Source organism: Pirellulaceae bacterium (assembly GCA_019636385.1).
Classification (GTDB): domain Bacteria; phylum Planctomycetota; class Planctomycetia; order Pirellulales; family Pirellulaceae; genus Aureliella.
In genome coordinates, this window is the sequence record JAHBXT010000005.1 from 188,396 (window position 1) to 207,588 (window position 19,193).

A 19,193-nucleotide genomic window follows, 5' to 3' on the forward strand; every position below is an offset into this window, starting at 1 on the left:
TTTCTGTTAACGCACCGCGCGATGAATGTTTCTCAGTCCATAGCCGCTGGCTCCGGTTCGTTTTCAGGTTCGGGAGCAGAAGTTTACCGCAGTCTATCACGCGCCGCTGTGGCATCGGCTGCATTAGCCGTGCTGGGTCTAGCCGCATTTGTCGCAGTTCAGATGTTGCTGCTACCGATTCTGGGGCTAATTTGTGGCCTTCTGGGGCTAAAGGCGATTCGGCGCTACCCCGAGGAGCTAACCGGCCGTCCGGCTGCGCTACTGGGAATCGGATTGTCCCTGACAACATTGGTCGGAGCCATCAGCTACCATGCCTATGTTTATGCTACCGAAGTCCCCGAAGGTTATACGCGGATTCAGTTTGGCGAGTTGGCTTCCACGAAAGGACAACCCGATGTGCCGACTGCTGAGGCACTCAAATGGAACGGCCAGCGTGTGTTTGTAAAAGGCTATGTGCATCCCAGTTCGATGGCCAGCGCGTCAGCTAAGAAGTTCATCCTCGTCCCCGACTTGGGAACGTGTTGCTTCGGTGGCCAGCCACCGCTGACGCACATGATAGAGGTCAACCTGACCGGCGATCAGTACGCACACCGTAATTTCCGCAAGAAGGGGCTAGCCGGGACATTTTCGGTTACTCCGTATCTTAAGCCCATTGAAGGTCTGACGGGGGTCTATTATCAGTTGCAGGCCGATGTATTGCGTTAGGATGCTGGAGTCTTCCCAGTGGCGATTGGTAGCTTCGGGGAGATGTCGGCGCTGTTCAGCGTAAGAATCGTTTGCGCAGGTTGCTCATGTGGCTGGCTAGAGGCTTCGGTGCGCCGGAGTTGAAAAACATCCCTTTGCAATCTAAGGCACCGTCGGGTTGATCCACCAGTTGATCCCACACGATAGCATGGATGGACGGTTTGGAAACCAGCAGTTGCACGATGTTCTCAGGAAGCACGAAACCCAGGTTGGCTGGGGAATCGCTCCAACTTGCACTGGTGCCGGTAGCCCAATCCGCGACGCGATGGTCCTTACCGATGGCGGCCTGAGTTGGTGAAGTCAGATAGATCAGTAGCGGCAACCCGAGCATCGACCAACGATCGACCAGCCGGTTGATGTCGATCAGATCACGCGGCAGCGAGCCTCCGGGCCAGTGATCCAAATTCAGCTCCAAAGCCAGGCCGCTCAGGCCCAGGTCGGCGCGAATCAACGCGTCCGCAAAGTGAAACGGGGAAATACCGTCGGCATGATCGCGCAGATATTCCCCCCAAGGCTGTTCAATCGTCAGCAACACCGGAGTGTGCTTGTCAGCATTACGCACGGTTTCGATGATGGCCACGGCCATCCGCAGCGCCTGTTCGTCGCCCCAGCGTAGGCGGTTGGGGCTATTCAGGCCGGCAGCGCAATTCCAGATATGTACTTGTCCACGATAGCGCTCGACCGTCTTTTGGGCGTGTTGGCAAGCCGCACGCATGATACCAAAATAATCTTCGTCCAGCAGAATCATCCACGGCGGCAGTCGATCTGTACGAAAGTCGATCAGTGGGCCAACGCAAAGTTCCAACTGCTGCTCGACAGCCCACTTGAGCTGCACATCCAGCGGTTCAAAATTCATTTGACCTGAATGTTGTTCCACGCTTCCCAGATCGGCGCGAATGTTGACCGCATTGATGAATTGTGGCAATTGAGCAGGCAGAGCACCGACGCCCGCTGATCTGGGCAGGGTGGCTCCCAGCAGCGTTGTCAGTGTACCTTCAGTTTGGTGGCGCGAAAGCAGTGCCTGTTCGGAAAATGAATTTGCCAGAATACTGCTGGCTTGGATACTGAAGTCGATGGCCGACTGGGCCAATGAGTCGCGTTTATCCGGGTCGCCGATCGTGGTTACACTGCGCAGAAAGTTGCGTTGTCCGGACTCGGCCAAGGAAAAATAGCCATCGGGCAATCGCAAGCCCATACGCTGCCATTCGGCAGTTTGATTCTTCAGTCGGCCAACCGTGCCACGGGCAATTTCGACGGTTAAAGGGTAGGGGACTTCCGATACTTTTAGGCTGCCCGTTGACAGGCACAGATTGCCATGAGGGCGGGTGGGCCAGACGATATTCAGCTTGCCTGACTCGTCAAGCTGCCTGCCGATGATAAACTGGTCGCCCTGAGTTTGGTGGTAACACTGCCAGGCGATGCCTTCCATGCCCGTGATGTAGGCCGTCTGCCAAATCCGCCCATCCAGACGTTGGGGATTGGATACTTCGAACCGCAGATTGCCCATAACCCAAAAAACTTCCGACGACGATGTTGGCTGCCCTTCACGCTGGCAGCGAATCTAACCCAAGTGGCCCGACCCTTCAATCTTAGGACCGTGCAACTCGATGAGTTTCGACTTCAAAAAATCAGTAATTGAAACCGAGCTGCCTTTGCCGTGCCATCGTGGCAAAGTTCGAGACGTTTACGATGCAGGCCAGAATTTGATTATCGTCAGCACCGATCGCATCAGCGCTTTTGATTGGGTATTACCCGCAGGAATTCCGGGTAAGGGCATCGTGTTGAATCAGTTGAGCCGATTTTGGTTCGACCGCCTGCAAGTGCCTCATCACATGGTCAGCACCGACCTCCCCCAGTCTTTGCCGGTGGGCGATGCTCCACGACGCATGTTGGCCGGACGGACGATGGTGACCAAGAAGGCTCAGGTAATTCCCTTTGAGTGTGTGGTACGTGGCTACCTGGAGGGTTCCGGATGGCAAGAATACCAGGCACAGGGCAGCGTCTGTGGGGTCGAGTTGCCCTCAGGACTCCAACAGTGCGATCCACTGCCAGAGCCCATTTTTACGCCGGCCACCAAAGCGGCTCAGGGACACGACGAAAACGTCAGTTTCCAGCGTATGGAAAACGATTTGGGTAGCGAACTGGCCGAGCGACTGCGACATTTGAGTCTGGATGTCTATCGGCAGGGCAGCCAATGGGCGCGGCAGCAAGGAATCATCATCGCCGACACCAAGTTTGAGTTCGGCTGGTACGACGGACAAGTCATCTTGATCGACGAGGTCTTGACTCCGGACAGTTCGCGATTTTGGCCCGCAGATCAGTATCAACCCGGCAGCAGTCAGCCGTCGTTTGACAAACAGTTTGTGCGGCAATGGTTGATCCAGTCCGGCTGGGACCGCAACAGTCCACCACCAACGCTGCCTACCGAAGTCATCCAGCGGACTCAAGAAAAGTATGTCCATGCCTACCAAATGTTGACGGGACAGACGTTGCCCGGATGGTCGGATGCCGCCACCAATCCCGTGTTGGCTGATAGTGGCCAGCAACTTCCTTCCTGCAGGAGCTAGCGTGGTGGACTCGCCAACAGAATCGCATTCAGTCAAGCAATCCGCTGCAGGAGGTGCATCGCCGGGAACTCGGCCTGCAGCTCTCAGATTCATTTTCATTACCGTCTTGTTGGACGTGCTGTCACTGGGGCTGTTGATTCCGGTCCTACCGACCTTGATCGAACAGGAGTTCTTAGGCGGCGATACAGTCCGCGCGGCTCAGTACACCGGACTGTTTGGTACGACGTGGGCGCTGATGCAATTCTTGTTTTCGCCGGTCATGGGCGCGCTGTCGGATCGGTTTGGTCGACGCCGCGTGATCCTGATTTCCTGTTTTGGGCTGGGGCTGGACTACATTTTAATGGCACTTGCGCCCAGCCTATGGTGGTTGCTGGTTGGGCGTATTCTTTCCGGGATTACAGCGGCCAGTTTTTCAACCGCTGCCGCCTATGTAGCAGATGTCACGCCGCCCGAAAAACGCGCCGCAAGTTACGGGCTGTACGTTGGCAGCGCCTGGGGCATCGGATTCGTTCTCGGGCCGGCTGTGGGCGGAGTGCTTGGTGATTTTGGTCTGCGCTGGCCGCTGTGGTGCGCCGCAGGGTTGACTCTGCTCAATGCACTGTACGGCTACTTCGTCTTGCCAGAATCGTTGCCGCTGGAGCATCGCAGTAAATTTCGATTGTCCAAAGCCAATCCACTGGGGTCATTGCGACTGCTGCGTTCCATTCCGGGCCTATTTGGGTTGGCCATGGTCTTTCTGTTGTACCAGTTGGCGCATCAGGTCTACCAGAATGTGTTTGTGTTGTATGCAACACATCGCTACCAGTGGAGTTCCAAGGTGGTCGGGCTGACGCTTACAGCCGTGGGAGTGTTGGCGGTTGTCATGCAGGCGTATGTGGTGCGTAAGACAGCTAGCCGACTGGGTGATTGGCGAATGGTCTCTATCGCGCTGCTGGCCGGTGCCGCTGGTTACACGATTTATGGCCTGGCTGGTACGCAGTGGCTGTTTTGGGCGGGTATTCCCATCTTCTCATTGGTCGGCTACTTTTCGCCCGGCTTGCAAGGGCTGATGACGCGCCGCGTACCCCCCCACAGCCAAGGGCAGCTTCAGGGAGCCAACAGTTCGCTGATGGGCATTGCGGGTATTTTTGGCCCATTCATTTTCTCCACGATCTTTGCAGCAGTAATTGACCCTGCGGTGCCAGTCAAAATGCCCGGGGCACCCATTCTGGAAGCTGCCGTGCGGCAGGTCCAATACTGGCTTCAGCAGTCTGGGTTACAAATTCCAGGTACACCCTTTCTGGTAGCTGCCGCACTGCACCTCTTTGCCATTGCGCTGGTACTGCGGCTACGGCATCGGGCCGGGTGATCTCGTTCGCCGGCCTGCAGATTCCCAGGAATGGCAGCATCTCATGCCAAGTCGGTTCTCGGCATGCCCACGTCAATCGCTACGACCGTTGAGCGATTTTCCGGTAGAGTCCCTACATGCAGAATATCTGTGAATGCAGAATTCTGAGGATCGCTTTCTGACCGCTGGCCAGGATGGAAATGGGGATAGGCCAATTAGCCTAGAAGCTTTCGGTGACGAGTGTCTCGTCCTGCAGCTTGACCTTTAGGTAACTCGGCACATACCCATGGTTTCACTTCGCAATTTTGTACTGATACTGTTGACGTTGAGTTGCTATGAGCTGTCGTTTGAGACGCCGGTATTAGACTTGGGACAAACGGTGCTGGCCGTGATGGCGATGGTTCTGGGGTTTGCCGTGATGACCAAGACGATCGCGTTTCGCACGTTCGTTGGTAGGCAACAGAGTTGGGGCGACGCTGACAAGGAAATAACCGGTGTCCAGCCAACTTCGGGCGGACAATCTCTAGCCCTGTTGAGCTATGCTTTTTCCCAACAACGCCTGCGTATCGAGCGCTGGTGGTGTGCGGCTCTGCCACTGACTTTAGTTGGCACGAGCTGGTGCGCATGGGCTAAGTCGTTTGAGCGGCTTGGATCTCCCCAGTCTCTATGTTTGCTGACCTGCTACCTACCAACACTTTTGTTGTGGTTATTCGTCGAGCAAATTCACGCACAGGTTGACGAAATGTGTCAGCCCAACGGTGGCCAGCCCTGGATCAAACACTGGAGGCTCAGGATTCGACTGGGAGAGATTGCCGGATTGCTAACGTGTTTGCTGCCGGTTCTGATGTTGTCCAGCATGTCCGAGCTCAGCGATCTGGTCGCCTGGTCGCTGGGGATTAGTTCGAGCTTGGCCAGAGCATTAGGAGGCGGACTGTTGCTATGTACCTTGTTTTTGGTTTTTCCTTCTTTACTGACCACATGGTCAGGCGGTCAGCCGCTACCTGAACAGGTGCAACAGCGCATTGAAAGTATAGCCAAACGCACAGGCACATCCGGTTTCCAAGCGGTGCTGATCCCCAGTCAGGGACGCTGGGCTGGTGCGGCAATCGTCGGTTGGTTTCCTGGATTTCGTCGGCTATGGATTGGCGATGCGCTGATGGAGCAATTGACTTCTCGACAATTGGACATGGTCGTGCTGCACGAACTGGCTCATATTCGTCGCCTGCACTTCATTTGGCGCGCTCTACCCGTTATCTGGGCGATGGGAACAGGGGCCATCATCTGGCTGGCTGGTTATCAACTGGATTTAGTACAGCACTGGAGCCTGAAACTTGCTTGCGGACTGTCTGCTAGCCTGATTCTGTTAATTGGGCTCAGCAGTATGGCCCGCCGTTGCGAGCTGGATGCAGATCGCGTGGCCTGCGATTTAGCTCGTAAATCGGTGGACTGGAGCGCTTCACAATCCCCAGCCGAAGTTTTGGGGTCGGCGCTCGGACAATTGCTTGGCGAGTCAGCCAGCCAAGTATCGACTTGGTTGCATCCCAGCCTAAATGCCAGACTAGCCAATCTATCGGTATGGCGATGCAGCCCATAAAGTCGGTATAGATGGGGCCACACCGGCAAGAATTTGCAGAAAATGCGGTAATCTCGCTCAATGCGAGCATAAACGTGGTCGATTCTTCAGTAGGTCGCGTCCGCTCCAACCGCCGCTTCATCCATTTGCTACCTGAGGGTCTAATATCTGTGGCTACCATTCCATGCACATCGGCTGATCTGGCGAGTCCTACCGTGGAGCTATTGTTGCGAGTTGATTCAGCTATCAAACGCAACCCGCATCTAAACGGTCACCAGGTTTTTTGCCAAGAAGAATCAGGAGTCGTCGTGTTGCATGGGCGTGTTTCTACCTTCTTTCAAAAGCAGATGGCCCAAGAATCGCTCAAGAAATTAGAGGGTGTCGAAAAGGTGATCAATCAACTGCAAGTCGATTGGCAATCGACCGTACCTTGCTAATCTGAGAGTGGCGAATACGGGCTGTTCGCCCGTATCGAGCCCGTCGATTCGGCTCCGGGGGCACTAACGCTGAATCCCCCCTATCGGATGAGCTGATTGAAAAACTGGCTGATGTGCCAGAATTCCGTTGACTTTGCGGTCGTAGAGTCCCATAATCCGACTCTTAGAGCCTGTCAAAAGTCCGAGAATATCGAGCTTTGCCAGGTAGCGTTTGGTCGATCGTGACGGAAGACGCTGTTTTAGGTCCCACTGTTTGTTTTGAGGGTAGAGAAGGTGACGAATATTTACGTTGGCAATTTGTCGTTTCGCGCAACCGAAGACGATATCCGATCGGCGTTTAGCGCCTATGGATCGGTGACGTCGGTGAACATCATCATGGATCGCGATACGGGGCGGTCTCGTGGATTTGCATTTGTTGAAATGCAGAACGCGGAAGAGGCCAAGCAAGCCGTCGAAAGCGTCAATGGAAAAGAGATCGCTGGTCGAAGCGTTACTGTGAACGAAGCGCGGCCGCGAACTGACCGACCACGCGGTCGATCGGGAGACGACCGTGGACGCCGCAGCTTCTCGCGCGACGACTACTAACGGCCAACCAGTTCTTATTGGCTTTACATTCGGGAGCGGATTGCGTCGGCAAGTCGCTCCCGTTTTTGTTTTATGTAATGAGCACGTTCAATCTGAATCATTCAAGTAGCATTCGCAAGCATTCGACCATCGAATGATCTGTCATGTCTGAGCATACACGACTACTGATCAGGCAGACCATAGTTCTGCTTGCCTGTTTCGCAGCGCACGGGTGGATTGACCAGACACTATCTGCAGATGTGCCACCGGCGGCTCAAGCCATATCGCCGCCCGCTGAGGGAAGTCGTGATACTCAATCTGCCGATGCTCCAGTATCCAGTCGCTCTCAAGCAGAAGATCGCAGCAGTCGCGCGACGGCGCGCGCTAAAGGGGATCTAACATTTGACGACTTGAAATTTGAGATGGAGAAGGGAGGCGAGTTCCAGCGCAGCATGCTGACTGAAGAGATCGAGAAGCTGCATAAAAAAGACATTCGCATTCGCGGCTACATATTGCCGGCCAGCGTGTTCAAGCTCACCGGCATCACGGAGTTCGTGCTGGTTCGCGATAACATGGAATGTTGCTTCGGACCGGGAGCCGCTCTTTACGATTGTATCATCGTCCACATGGCCAAAGGCAAGACGGCAGATTTTTCGACCCGGCCGGCCAGCGTACGCGGACGATTCGAAATCAAGGAGTTCAAATACCCAGAAAGCGAAACGCACTACGCTATCTATTATCTGGTGGCTACGGAAGTAAAGTAAGCTTTCCCCTCGAGTAGCAATGGACTACGGAATGTCGCAATCCGTGTTCGATGAATGTCCGACAGTTGAACGCTGGGCCAATGAAGCGTTTGACGTATTGGGTAGTCATGTGCGTGGCCAAAGCAGCAGGGCGTGAATCACCTGCATTCATACAATCCGAACGCCGCCGTGGCTGACACGGAGCAAGCCGCTTCAATAAGCACATGGTCACTGGGATGCTGGCTGAGTAAACCCGGCACTATCGATGTTTTCACCAGCGTTGGGAGTCACCAGGCTACGCAATACCTCAGGCGGAGTACTATTTGGCAACCATGCTGGAGTGCCGTCTGCAAACACTGCTGTTGCTCCGCCTAAATGAGTTCCCCCTAATTTCTGTTTGCCTGATGCGCCGGTCAGCGCTTCAACGGGTATATCGATGGGTTGGGTCCATTCATTACCGACGCTATTGGACTCGACTAACAACAGTGTATCCATCGCCCCATCGCCAATATCGCGAGGCGATAGCGGTACTGAGTTTGCTGGAAACAGCGTTCCGCTACCGACAATCAGAAAGTAGCTGCACTGCGAAGAATTGGGATAGTCGGATCGGGCTGGACTGAGAAAAACTTTTGGACATCCAGCCGAAATCAGCTCTGCGTTGTGCTCAGAATCCCAAGGCTCGTTGAGATTGTAGCGATTGTATAACGCCTGTTCACCCAACTCGGGCAGAATCAGTACGCGCCAACTGTGAAGTGGCTTGCCATTCTCATTGTAAGTCACGGCAGGCGGGTAATGGCCGTGCCGCTGCGCGTAGACGTCTAGTGCTTGGGCGATTCGCATGAGGTTATTCATGCACAGCGTCCGCTCGCGACGTTGCTGGATTGCGTCGATCCACTGGAGCATGCCAACGGACTGAAGATTGCTCCAGGCCGCTAGGCCCAGAAGAACAAGCCCCATGGCTGACAGCGCGTAGATTGGCCACCTGCGGCGTGCAAGCTTGCCGAGCACGCTTGGCATCAAGTGTCTGTTTGTAGGGCGGGGTAGGGGGGGGGATGCACTTGTGGGTGGCTCACGACCATCTTCACCGGGCAGCGACGCTGGCATGACCTCTGGCAGCTTAACTACCTTGCCACATCCGGCGCATGGGCCGGTCTGTCCGCAATACCGGTCATCGACTAGGGTCTTCTTAAAGCAGTACGGGCAGGTAAATTGAAAGCTCATAATTCCTATCTTAGCAGCATCAATGGAGGGCGAGGAGTTGCGCGCCGTCGTTCAAAGAGTTTCACGAGCTAGAGTAACGGTTGGCGACCAAGTCGTCGGTCAGATTGAGGTTGGATTGGCAGTCCTGTTGGGAGTCGAGCAGGCAGATCAGCCAGGCGATGCCAAATATTTGGCCGAAAAGGTCGCTGGGCTTAGAATCTTTGATGACCAACAGGGTAGGATGAACCTCAGTGTGGAGGATGTGGGTGGCTCGGTTTTAGCCGTTAGTCAGTTCACGTTGCTGGGAGATGTTCGTCGTGGCAAGAGGCCCAGCTTTACCGGTGCCATGGAACCACAATCCGCCAATCGTCTGTATCAGCATTTTTGTGATTGTGTTCGACAGCGAAATCTGAATGTTCAGCAGGGAGTGTTCCAAGCCGACATGCAGGTTGAACTGATTAACAATGGTCCAGTTACTATTCTGCTGGACAGCAAGAAACTTTTTTGAGTTCTGCCATCTCCGAAATTCAAGCTTACTATTTGGGAGGCCACCAAGATGTTATGGTTCAAGCCGATGCACTGCTGGGCATCAACGTGGTGGCCGAAGCGAGAAATCGTTCGATGCAGCTGGGGCACTGTCCGTAGATGCATGTTGGCTGTGGTGCTGACTGTAAGCAACCATGCCAGTCGTCCATTGCCAGCTCAATCGCTGACGCTCACGCGCGTTGCCACTGGATTATCCAGTCCGCTGTATGGCACCAGCGCCCCCGGTCAATCGGAGTATCTTTACATTGTCGAACGCGGTGGCAACATTCGCATTTTGGATGTGTCGTCGCAACCTCCAGTTGTGCTAGCAACACCATTCTTGACAGCAGCTCAATTGTCCGAAGGAAATGGTTTGACGTCGGGTAATGAACGCGGATTGTTGGGAATGGCCTTTCATCCAGACTACGTCAACAACGGCCGTTACTATGTTAATTACACCGATAGCGGCGGGCACACTAGAATTCGCAGCTACCAGCGTTCCAGCGGTAATCCGTTGATCACGGATTCTACGTCGCGCGCTGAGATATTACAGATCAGTCAGCCGGCCTCCAATCATAACGGTGGTTGGATCTGCTTCGGTCCGGACGGTTTCATGTATGTCGCTACGGGTGATGGTGGTGGCAGCAATGATCCGCAGAACGCTGGCCAAAACAAGAACACGTTGTTAGGGAAAATGCTGCGTATCGCACCTGGAACTACCAGTTCCGGCGGGTATACCATTCCTGTTACCAATCCATTGGTGGGCCAAGCCAACACACGCGGAGAGATTTGGGCCTACGGACTTCGCAATCCATGGCGCAATAGCTTTGATCGCTCGACAGGTGATTTGTATATCGCCGATGTAGGCCAGGGGGCTCGCGAGGAACTCAATTTCCAATACTCCAACAGTCTGGGAGGAGAAAACTACGGTTGGCGCTTGCGCGAAGGTACGATTCAAACTCCTGGTTTGGTCGGGGGCGCTCGGCCGCCGGGCAACGTCGATCCCATCTACAACTATTCGCGTGGTACGGGACTGTTTCAAGGTGCTAGTGTCACGGGGGGCTACGTCTATCGCGGACCGATCGTTGGATTGCACGGGCACTATTTCTTCGGTGACTATGTTTCGCAGCGACTGTTTTCATTGCGATTCAACGGATCACTTCCAACCGAGTTTAATGGGACAAATTACAACACGCTGATCGACTGGAACAGCAGCGTCCAATTAAATGTTGGCAGTATGGGAAATATCTCGTCGTTCGCTGAGGATGCTGCTGGCCATCTGTACCTGATTAGTCTGGGAGGCAACGTTTATCGATTTACCTCGGGGTTCATTATTCCGCCATCCATTCAAGCCAGTTACATTTACCATGGCCAGTGGAGCGGGGCAGGGGAGCTGCCTTGGGCAGGCTTGGATTCCACCAAGACTTTGGTGCAGTTCATTAGTACGCCGCTGACGCTGGGGCTGGACAATCTGAGCAACTCACAGCATGGCCTCGACGGAATCGCTTTGGATATTGCCAACTTGAATGATCCCGATGATGTAGTGTGGGAATTCAAGATGAGTCCTCAGGGTGCGTATGATTTGGGAGCTAATCCCATTTCTAGTTGGCCCACCGCCCCCACGCCCACATCCATCAATCACTTTGCTGGTGCCGGTGTCGGCGGCTCGCATCGGATATTGATCCAGTGGCCCGAGCAGTCGATACTCGACCGTTGGCTGAGCGTGAAATTGACACTCGGTAATTTCTCGCGAATGCTCTACGTTGGGCATCTACGTGGAGAGGTTACCGGTCACGTGGACGGCGTGTATACCGTTTCGTTCGCAGACATCAGCGAAATTCGTGGTTCGGTAGGGAACGAAGTGGACGCAGGAAGCGCCTTGGATATCGACAAGAATGGCATCGTCTCGTTTGCTGATATATTGGCCATGCGTTCAGCAGTCGGTCAGCAGTTGACGAACCTAGTTGTGCCCTGAAAAGCACATCCGCCACGCTAAAATGTTGGTTGTAACAGTCCACCAGCTGAGTTCATCGAGATTTTGATGCAGCAGGATGACAATAGCAACTTGCCACGGGTGATACATCCGCCCGGCTCCAAGCTTGACGAATCGTGTCTGACAACTCAGCCGCTTGGACGGTCTTGTTCTGCTGCTCCAGTGCCTGCTGCAAGCCGAGCAACGCCCACGCGTTTTGGGGATGTCGCTCAAGATCATCGCGATAGACACTCTCGGCATTTGCGGGGTGACCTCCAGCCAACAGCAAAGCACCCCACGCATGACGTACCGGTTGCATCCAACCAGGCGGTTCGTCGTATGCCAGTTGGTCTTCCAATGCAACACCCTCGCGAAGGAACATGTATGCGGCCTCTTGCTGGCCGTTGTGAAACGCCATTTCTCCGCTGGCCATCGCGCGGCCAATGGCTATAACATCCAGCGCTTGGTTGTTACCGACAAACCAGGTTTCGTCGATCTGGGCGGCAACTTGATTCATCAAATCGAACTCGACTTGAGCTTCTGCGGTACGTCCTAAGTTGGCCAAGGCGATACAGCGAGCGTAATGCCGCTGAACACGACTTAGCAAACGCCAATCGACTGGTTCGGGCTCGTTCAAGATATCTTTCCACTTGCCAAATCGAATGAGAACATGCAGAGGCGTGGTCATGAATCCGTCAGCCAGGACCAGGGAATTTTTTAGAAATTCAGGCGGAATATCGCTTTCAATTTTTCTGGCAGCCGCCAATGCCGTTGCAAACCGCCCCTCCATCATGGCGGCATAAGCCAAAAAGTGGATATTGTGAATGAAATACAGACTGTAAAAATCGGGCGGTGGTGCGACGGCAAGGTAGGCCTCGTCGGCTTGAATTGCACGTTCATTGGCCATCGCCGCATCGGCGTAGCGACCGACGCGAATAAAGATGTGGGATGGCATGTGAACCAAATGACCGGAACCGGGCACTAAGTCTTGCAGTCGCTCGGCGGCTGGAATTCCCAATTCAGGCCAAGGAGAAGCCTCGATGGCGTGAATGTAAAAATGATTGGCTCCAGGGTGGTTGGGATGCAACGCCATGGTGCGCTCCAAGACGGCCGCGATTTCCAGAGTACGGCCCTTAGGTTTCCCCTCGCCCGTCCACAAGTCCCATGGCTGGAGGTTCATTAATGACTCGGCGAACAAAGCTGCCACATCCGCATCATCGGGAAACTGGTGCCAGGTCTGTTCCATCGCGGCCGCATAACCTTGATCCAAGTGAACTCGATCTGCGGGTGCTGGCCATTCATAACGTGTACTCACGGCGTGAACCAAGCCTCGCTCAACGGGTGATTCATTGTCGAGAGCTGCTAACGCTTTGTCTGCAGCTTGCCGCGCCAACAGACTCTGCTCTTCAGACATTTCTGGTTTGTTGATGTGTAACCCACGGGCGTAAGCGCTGCCCCACCAGGCCATCGCGCAACTTGGGTCGATCTCGGCAGCGCGTTCGAACGAGCGAATCGCTTCGTCGTGATTGTAACCATACAGCAACTGGATGCCTTGGTTGAACCACCGTTGGGCATCGGGCGAATCAGTGGTGACCTGGCGAGAATAGCCTTGGAAACCAGCGTAGATGCGTGGTTCGGCTGCCGAATTCCGTACAGGTGCATTCGCCGTTTGGCCTGGCTTCTCAGCGATGTTTTGTTGGCTCAAACAAACGGAATTCCAAAATTCCAGATATAGAGCCCCGGAGACAGCAAGAATAACAATCCAGCGTGAATTCATTGCTCGATGTACCATAAAAATATGCCTGTTTGTAGTTAAGTGGTCCGTAGAGGGCCGTCAAGGGCCATCCAGCGCTATGAGTTTTTCACTTTGGCCAAACGGCGTCGTGCTAGCCAGCTGCGCATCACTTCGTCGGCTAGGGCACCCGCCAGAATGACGATACCGGCGATGGCGAATTCCATGGTGGACGGAATGCCTAGTATGCCGATGGCGTTGAACAAAAGCTGCAAAATGGCCGCACCGATCAATACACCGAGAATGGAACCCTCGCCGCCGCGCAAACTGCAGCCGCCCAGGACAGCTGCCGCGATGGCATACAGTTCGTAGAAATTCCCGTAGCTGTCCGGCTGAACGGCGGGAGTGTCCAGCACAAACAATACGCCGGCTAGCCCTGTAATCAACGAACAAGCAATGTAGGCCACGAAAATCATCGCTTTCGTATTGATGCCCGTGAAGCGCGCCGCTTGCTCGTTGCGACCGACCGCCAGCAGGTAACGACCATAGACAGTAAGATTCAAAAAGCCAGCTGCCAAGCCCGCTACGACCACCAGTATCAATAGCGTAACAGGCAATTCAAAATCACCCAGTCCAGTCATCTGCCCGACGGGAAAGCGATACACGGACAATTGACGTAACGCTTTGAACTGTCCCATGCCCGGCGAATTGTCTCCAGTCAGCCAACGCGCCAGGCCACGATAGATCATCAGTCCGCACAAGGTCACCACGAACGGCTGTAAGCGCACGATGGCGATCAAAAACGCATGAATGACACCGATCGCCAGCGATAGCAACAGTACGACCAACAGCGCAACCGCTGCAGGCACTTGGTGGGTCACCATCATCAGCGGCATGATGCTAGCCACCAGTCCGATTACCGAGCCGATCGACAAGTCAATCCCGCCGGTAATGATCACAAAGCTAACGCCGACACCAATCAACCCATATAGGCTGGCGCGCTGGATGAGATTCCGCAGGTTGTAAGCATCTAGAAAATTGTCGCTAAGCCCAGCGGTCAACACGAATACGACAACCAACAGCAAGCAGATTCCTAGGTTTTTTGTGGTCATGGGATGAGCTACTCAAGCGGACGGAACGGTAGTATTTGAATCTGACGCTTGGTGCACGCCGGGACGAGCGGTTGCCAAACGCATGATGGCTTGCTCAGAAATCTCGGCCCCAGTCAATTCGCCGGTTAGCGCACCTTCGCACATCACCAGCACGCGGTCGGACATGCCCAGGATTTCTTCCATATCGCTGCTGACAAACAGGATTGCCACTCCTTGGCTCGCTAGACGCTCCATCAAGGCATAAATCTCGTGCTTGGCACCGATATCAATGCCGCGCGTCGGCTCGTCCATCAACACAATGGCGGGTTGCAGGCACAGCCATTTGCCAAGCACTACTTTTTGCTGATTCCCGCCAGAAAGATACTGAACAATTTGTCGTGGCGACGGAGTCTTGATTTTCAGTTCTTCGATCATCTGTCGCGAATGCTCGGCCATGGTACGACGATTGACCAGTCCGCCTGCCCATCGAAAGCGGCTTAATCCTGCCAAGCCAATGTTCTCAGCGACTGAAGCTTGCAACACGACGCCTTGACCTTTACGGTCTTCCGGAACAAGCGCCATTCCTGCCGCAATCGCCGCTGAAGGTGAATGTATGTGTCGGCGTTGGCCAGCGATACTAATGCTGCCGGCCAGACTGCGATCGATGCCGAACAGGGCGCGTAAGATTTCACTGCGACCGGCGCCCACCAAACCAGCCATGCCAACGATTTCGCCGGCGCGAATCGCAAACGATACCGATTGCTGCGGCCAAGTCGGCGTCCGTATGCCGGCCGCTTCCAGTGCGATTGACCCCAGCTTGTGTTTGTGTCGCGAATAAAATCGCGCCAGATCACGGCCGACCATCATGTGCACCAAGCGATCATGTTTGATTTGGCCGCGAGACAACTGTCCGACCAGCTGACCGTCACGAAGGACGATCGCGCGGTCAGCCAGTTGTTCAATCTCAGCCAGACGATGAGAAATATAAATGATGCTCACGCCAGAGCTGCGCAGTTCGCGCACCACTTGCAACAGGCGATCTGCCTCGCGCGGAGACAGGCTGGACGTGGGTTCGTCCATGATAATGATCCGCGCTCCGACCGATAACGCTCGGGCGATTTCAACCAGCTGCTGCCGGCCGATTGTCAAATCACCGACCAGTGTGTGGGGGGCGACATTCAGACCGACTCGCTCCAACAACTGCCGCGACTGGATCGCAATCTGACGTTTGTTAATCAATCCGAATCGGCGTGGTTCGCGGCCGAGGTAGATATTGGCACCGACGTCTAAATTCTCCAGCAGACTTAGCTCTTGGTGAATCAGGGCAATGCCGTGCCTGAGCGCCGAGTGAACGCTGTCAATGATTACAGGTTGGCCTGCGATGCGAATTTCACCCGAACTGGGCCGCTCGACGCCAGCCAAGATTTTCATCAGCGAACTTTTGCCGGCACCGTTCTCACCGGCAACGGCCAAGACTTCGCCGGTGGCAAGCTGAAGGTCGATCGCGTCCAACGCCAGCACGCCAGGATAGCGCTGGCTGACCTGCTTGACTTCCAGCAGCCAGTTCATGGACTCTTGTCCAGCAATTCGTCAATGATGCCTTGGCGGCGCAACTGAGCGTTGGCTTGACCCAAACGACCGACGAACAGCATGATCGATCCGCCCTCTGGCAGGGCTTCTTTAATAAGCTGTCCGCACATTCGGCCGGCTTTATAGTTGTCCATGCCGATGTAACACAGCCGCTGGCTGTTGGGCGCGTCGGAATCATGTGTTATCAGTCGCGTGCGTCGGCAAGCTTCTTCGAGTAGTTCGGTTTGATTGTCGGGGTCGATCGGGCTGATCGCGATGCCGTCGACCTTGTTGGCCAACAGTGTCTGCACCATCCGATTCTGGTCATCGACGCCGTTGGGGGGCATGCGAATTTCGACGTTCACATCAAAATCGCGTCCGGCGGCCAAGGCACCCTTCTCAGCAACGTCCCAGAACGATGCAATTCCGTTGGTCACGAACGCTACAGTGGGACGCTGAGCGTTGGCGCTGGGTTTGACCGGCGAAGCTGCCAGCAACTGTTGCAGTTCGTCGCGAAACGCCTGAGCATGATCCTGCCGAATCTGACGGGCGGCAATGTCTTTAAATCCACCTTCGGGCATTACCGAATTGTCGCCCCGAATAAGACCTGCCAAGACCCGCACCGACTCGTAGCCATACATGTACGGGTTTTGCACAACGGTGCCGTAAATTTCGCCGTCAATGATGCCCTGCAGCGTGACGGCATCTTCGTCGAAGGCAACGATTTTCTTCTTGCCTGTTAGTTTCGCATCGCGCACAGCCTCCAAAATCAATGGCGGATTGTAAGCAAATAATCCCACCATGCAGCTCATTTGGGGATAGGCCGTAATAGCGTCCTGGGCCAGTGATTTGGCTTTGTTGAAATCAAATCCATCGGTGCGCGTGTCGAGAATGGTGTATTTGTCATTTCCGACCACAGCCGTAGAGGCCACACCTTCGTCCTGGCGGCAGCCGGGCAGGGCGGTGCAGGCAGACAACACCAGCAGGCCGACTGAGTACACAATGGGCAATCGTCTTTTTTCGGTATACGTCATCATGGGAGCTCAACCACAAAAGCCGGAGAAAGAGCTGGCACGCGGGGCAGGGGGCCAGATCGTGAACCATCATTCTAGTGGCCGCTCGTCTTACTTCCAGCCGTTAGGCGGTGCAGGCCAATTTCCGGCAGGCAAGCCCTGGAAGCCGGGGGCGGAGGTGGCCTGGTTTTGAGTTGGAACGGTATTTCTGTCGGGCGAAAGATGGTTCGGCCCGGCTAAAGCGGCTTGCGCGGCTGACGCATCGCCGTCGTGGTGTTCCTTGAGTTTGTCAATTCGCTGCTTTACCGACGCATACAGCTCGCCGACAGTGTGCGGCACGTTGGGATTGATATGATATCGCGCCATGAAACCTTGATCCGAGTAGACCGCAATTCCTGACAGCATGAGCAAGCCGTAAGACACTAAATTCGCCGAGCGGCGGTTGCCCCAAAGCTTGAGTGCGGTGCCGAACGACTGCTTAAATTTGTAGCCACCGCTGCGATAATCCACCGACCAAATTTCGTCCAAAATCAGGTGGCTGAGGAATCCCAAAACGACCGCCACGGTTTTGTAGATACGCATGCCAATATCTTCATTGGCGATCAGTAAAAAGGCGATCATTCCACAAATTGCGGCTGCTGGTAGGCTGTGCCACATGCCGCGATGCACCGTGTAGCGACGAAAAATCTCGGCCATCAGAAAGCGAATCAAGATGTACGAACCGATGGAGATCAGCACCATCGTGTCGTGCCCCAACTGCAAACGTTGAAGACGATCGACCATCATCATCGGTACGACTGCGGCGCTCAGCGCAGTAGCCTCGCGCAGTGGGCGCCCCGAGTCACTATCCAAGTCCGGCAGCATGCCGCTGACGCTGCACAGCGCACCGGCCACCAGACAAGTGTCCAGCGAAATGCCAGCTTGGATTCCAACCCCTGCTAGTACCGCACCGGTCGTGGTGCTAACGAGCATGTGCGTTTTAAAATCCGCCATTTGTCACCTACTCTTATGAACGTATTGTTCGTGCTCGTACTCGGCCCTTGGCGGTACTCGTGCTCGCGCTCGATCTGGGGTCTTCGATTGCGTGCGCCAGCACCATGTCATTGAGCACGAGCACGATACCAGATCCACGGGCGGAACTTAAAATTAACACAGCGGGTTGCGAATGTAGACAAATCACAGCTCCACGTTGAGAGCACTCGCAGAAAATGTTTTGCTAGCACCCCTACTCTTGTCGCTGCACTCGTGCAGTAGGTCGGTGCCGCCCAAATTTCGTATCCAAACGCTATTCGTCACTAAGCCCACATGTGCTACAGTCCGCCGAGCTATGGAGTGATTTTGGGAGAGCGGCAGAAATGTAGCTACCGTCTGGCTATGGTGAATTTTCAACTGCAGCTCGCCTTCGCATCTGTTGAGAGGAAAACCCAATGCAGGCTTACGACCTGATCATGTTGATAGTTCTGGGAATGTCGACCATCTTTGGTGCGATCAAGGGGTTGGCTTGGCAAGTTGCTTCGTTGGCATCGATCATTGTCAGCTACGTCGTGGCTTATCGGTATCGACTACAGGTCGCCGAAATGATCGACGCGCAACCGCCCTGGAATATGTTTCTGGCGATGCTGATTCTGTACGTGGGGACCGGATTCGTAATCTGGGTCGGATTTCGGTTGATGAGCGGCGTGATTGACAAGATTCGCCTCAAAGAATTCGACCGTCATTTGGGGGCTGCGTTCGGCTTTGGCAAGGGACTGATTTTTTGCCTGCTGATTACCATGTTTGCCATGTCGCTCTTGGGTCAGACGCAGCAAGCGGCGATTTGCCAATCGCGATCGGGCTACTACATTGCGACGGCGTTGGATAAAGGCGCGGGCGTATTGCCGCGCGAGATCCGCGATGTGGTCGGGCCATATCTATCGAAACTGGACGATCAGCTCAAGCAAGGTGGTACACCTAGTCAACCGGCGAGTACTGCGGAGGATTGGACATTGCCAGGCGGTCTGCGGCCAGCCAATGTTGGTGGACTTGGTGGCGGCAACGACTATGGATTTCCCGGTCCTGGCTTGGGCGGGTCCTGGAGCGGGCAGCAACAAGCGCAACAACCGGCGGGTGTCTTTCCGCGCTAAAACCCAAGGAAAT

18 protein-coding genes are annotated in these 19,193 nt (G+C 54.7%); 11 read left to right on the forward strand and 7 right to left on the reverse strand.

The annotated features are described in order from the left end of the window. Positions 1–21 precede the first annotated feature (21 nt). Complete coding sequence (locus KF752_18375; protein MBX3423526.1) at positions 22–705, forward strand: DUF3299 domain-containing protein; 684 nt, start codon at positions 22–24, stop codon at positions 703–705. Between the two features lie 55 nt (positions 706–760). Here the strand turns inward: KF752_18375 and KF752_18380 are convergent, their stop codons facing one another. Beyond that, the gene (locus KF752_18380; GenBank protein MBX3423527.1) at positions 761–2,251 is read right to left on the reverse strand and encodes a hypothetical protein; all 1,491 of its coding nucleotides are present in this window, start codon (positions 2,249–2,251) and stop codon (positions 761–763) included. A gap of 100 nt (positions 2,252–2,351) precedes the next feature. Here KF752_18380 and KF752_18385 point away from each other — a divergent pair, with 100 nt between their 5' ends. From KF752_18385 to KF752_18410, 6 genes are all read left to right on the forward strand, one after another. Next, positions 2,352–3,311 carry a phosphoribosylaminoimidazolesuccinocarboxamide synthase gene (locus tag KF752_18385; protein MBX3423528.1) on the forward strand — a complete coding sequence of 320 codons (960 nt, stop codon included), beginning with the start codon at positions 2,352–2,354 and terminating at the stop codon, positions 3,309–3,311. Positions 3,312–3,315: 4 nt separating this feature from the next. Beyond that, positions 3,316–4,659 (forward strand): TCR/Tet family MFS transporter, encoded by a 1,344-nt coding sequence (locus tag KF752_18390; protein MBX3423529.1) that lies wholly within the window; start codon positions 3,316–3,318, stop codon positions 4,657–4,659. Between the two features lie 265 nt (positions 4,660–4,924). Beyond that, positions 4,925–6,232 (forward strand): M48 family metalloprotease, encoded by a 1,308-nt coding sequence (locus KF752_18395; GenBank protein ID MBX3423530.1) that lies wholly within the window; start codon positions 4,925–4,927, stop codon positions 6,230–6,232. Positions 6,233–6,243: 11 nt separating this feature from the next. Next, positions 6,244–6,648 carry a BON domain-containing protein gene (locus tag KF752_18400; protein ID MBX3423531.1) on the forward strand — a complete coding sequence of 135 codons (405 nt, stop codon included), beginning with the start codon at positions 6,244–6,246 and terminating at the stop codon, positions 6,646–6,648. A gap of 273 nt (positions 6,649–6,921) precedes the next feature. Then, a complete protein-coding gene (locus KF752_18405) occupies positions 6,922–7,233 on the forward strand; it encodes an RNA-binding protein (GenBank protein MBX3423532.1) in 312 nt (103 codons plus the stop codon). 143 nt (positions 7,234–7,376) lie between these two features. After that, on the forward strand, positions 7,377–7,976 hold the full coding sequence (locus KF752_18410) for a DUF3299 domain-containing protein (GenBank protein ID MBX3423533.1): 600 nt from the start codon (positions 7,377–7,379) through the stop codon (positions 7,974–7,976). Positions 7,977–8,183: 207 nt separating this feature from the next. Here KF752_18410 and KF752_18415 read toward each other — a convergent pair whose 3' ends face one another. Then, entirely contained in the window at positions 8,184–8,972 is a 789-nt protein-coding gene (locus tag KF752_18415) for a DUF1559 domain-containing protein (protein MBX3423534.1), read from the reverse strand. A gap of 241 nt (positions 8,973–9,213) precedes the next feature. Between KF752_18415 and dtd the strand changes: the two genes are divergently transcribed. Genes dtd through KF752_18430 form a run of 3 tightly spaced genes read left to right on the forward strand, consistent with a single transcriptional unit; the run spans position 9,214 to position 11,655 of the window. Then, positions 9,214–9,663, forward strand: a complete 450-nt coding sequence (gene dtd / locus KF752_18420; GenBank protein MBX3423535.1) for a D-tyrosyl-tRNA(Tyr) deacylase — start codon at positions 9,214–9,216, stop codon at positions 9,661–9,663. After that, positions 9,660–9,800 (forward strand): hypothetical protein, encoded by a 141-nt coding sequence (locus KF752_18425; GenBank protein ID MBX3423536.1) that lies wholly within the window; start codon positions 9,660–9,662, stop codon positions 9,798–9,800. Before dtd ends, KF752_18425 begins: the two co-directional genes overlap by 4 nt. A 16-nt stretch (positions 9,801–9,816) precedes the next feature. Beyond that, positions 9,817–11,655, forward strand: a complete 1,839-nt coding sequence (locus KF752_18430) for a PQQ-dependent sugar dehydrogenase (GenBank protein MBX3423537.1) — start codon at positions 9,817–9,819, stop codon at positions 11,653–11,655. Positions 11,656–11,707: 52 nt separating this feature from the next. Here KF752_18430 and KF752_18435 read toward each other — a convergent pair whose 3' ends face one another. The 5 genes from KF752_18435 to KF752_18455 form a co-directional block, all read right to left on the reverse strand. Next, positions 11,708–13,357 carry a hypothetical protein gene (locus KF752_18435; GenBank protein MBX3423538.1) on the reverse strand — a complete coding sequence of 550 codons (1,650 nt, stop codon included), beginning with the start codon at positions 13,355–13,357 and terminating at the stop codon, positions 11,708–11,710. Between the two features lie 146 nt (positions 13,358–13,503). After that, entirely contained in the window at positions 13,504–14,496 is a 993-nt protein-coding gene (locus tag KF752_18440) for an ABC transporter permease (protein MBX3423539.1), read from the reverse strand. 12 nt (positions 14,497–14,508) lie between these two features. After that, positions 14,509–16,044, reverse strand: coding sequence for a sugar ABC transporter ATP-binding protein (locus KF752_18445; GenBank protein ID MBX3423540.1), 1,536 nt, complete (start codon positions 16,042–16,044; stop codon positions 14,509–14,511). After that, positions 16,041–17,081: a substrate-binding domain-containing protein gene (locus KF752_18450; protein MBX3423541.1), complete on the reverse strand. Its 1,041-nt coding sequence runs from the start codon at positions 17,079–17,081 to the stop codon at positions 16,041–16,043. Before KF752_18450 ends, KF752_18445 begins: the two co-directional genes overlap by 4 nt. 87 nt (positions 17,082–17,168) lie before the next feature. After that, a complete protein-coding gene (locus KF752_18455) occupies positions 17,169–18,050 on the reverse strand; it encodes a metal-dependent hydrolase (protein ID MBX3423542.1) in 882 nt (293 codons plus the stop codon). A gap of 434 nt (positions 18,051–18,484) precedes the next feature. Between KF752_18455 and KF752_18460 the strand changes: the two genes are divergently transcribed. After that, the gene (locus KF752_18460; protein ID MBX3423543.1) at positions 18,485–19,180 is read left to right on the forward strand and encodes a CvpA family protein; all 696 of its coding nucleotides are present in this window, start codon (positions 18,485–18,487) and stop codon (positions 19,178–19,180) included. Positions 19,181–19,193 lie beyond the last annotated feature (13 nt).

What these genes read in the sequence shown, in the direction of transcription:
- KF752_18375 (MBX3423526.1), top strand. Translation starts at nt 22, where the DNA reads ATGAATGTTTCTCAGTCCATAGCCGCTGGCTCCGGTTCGTTTTCAGGT.
- KF752_18380 (MBX3423527.1), bottom strand. Translation starts at nt 2,251, where the DNA reads ATGGGCAATCTGCGGTTCGAAGTATCCAATCCCCAACGTCTGGATGGG.
- KF752_18385 (MBX3423528.1), top strand. Translation starts at nt 2,352, where the DNA reads ATGAGTTTCGACTTCAAAAAATCAGTAATTGAAACCGAGCTGCCTTTG.
- KF752_18395 (MBX3423530.1), top strand. Translation starts at nt 4,925, where the DNA reads ATGGTTTCACTTCGCAATTTTGTACTGATACTGTTGACGTTGAGTTGC.
- KF752_18400 (MBX3423531.1), top strand. Translation starts at nt 6,244, where the DNA reads ATGGGGCCACACCGGCAAGAATTTGCAGAAAATGCGGTAATCTCGCTC.
- KF752_18410 (MBX3423533.1), top strand. Translation starts at nt 7,377, where the DNA reads ATGTCTGAGCATACACGACTACTGATCAGGCAGACCATAGTTCTGCTT.
- KF752_18415 (MBX3423534.1), bottom strand. Translation starts at nt 8,972, where the DNA reads ATGCCAAGCGTGCTCGGCAAGCTTGCACGCCGCAGGTGGCCAATCTAC.
- KF752_18440 (MBX3423539.1), bottom strand. Translation starts at nt 14,496, where the DNA reads ATGACCACAAAAAACCTAGGAATCTGCTTGCTGTTGGTTGTCGTATTC.
- KF752_18445 (MBX3423540.1), bottom strand. Translation starts at nt 16,044, where the DNA reads ATGAACTGGCTGCTGGAAGTCAAGCAGGTCAGCCAGCGCTATCCTGGC.
- KF752_18450 (MBX3423541.1), bottom strand. Translation starts at nt 17,081, where the DNA reads ATGATGACGTATACCGAAAAAAGACGATTGCCCATTGTGTACTCAGTC.
- KF752_18455 (MBX3423542.1), bottom strand. Translation starts at nt 18,050, where the DNA reads ATGGCGGATTTTAAAACGCACATGCTCGTTAGCACCACGACCGGTGCG.
- KF752_18460 (MBX3423543.1), top strand. Translation starts at nt 18,485, where the DNA reads ATGCAGGCTTACGACCTGATCATGTTGATAGTTCTGGGAATGTCGACC.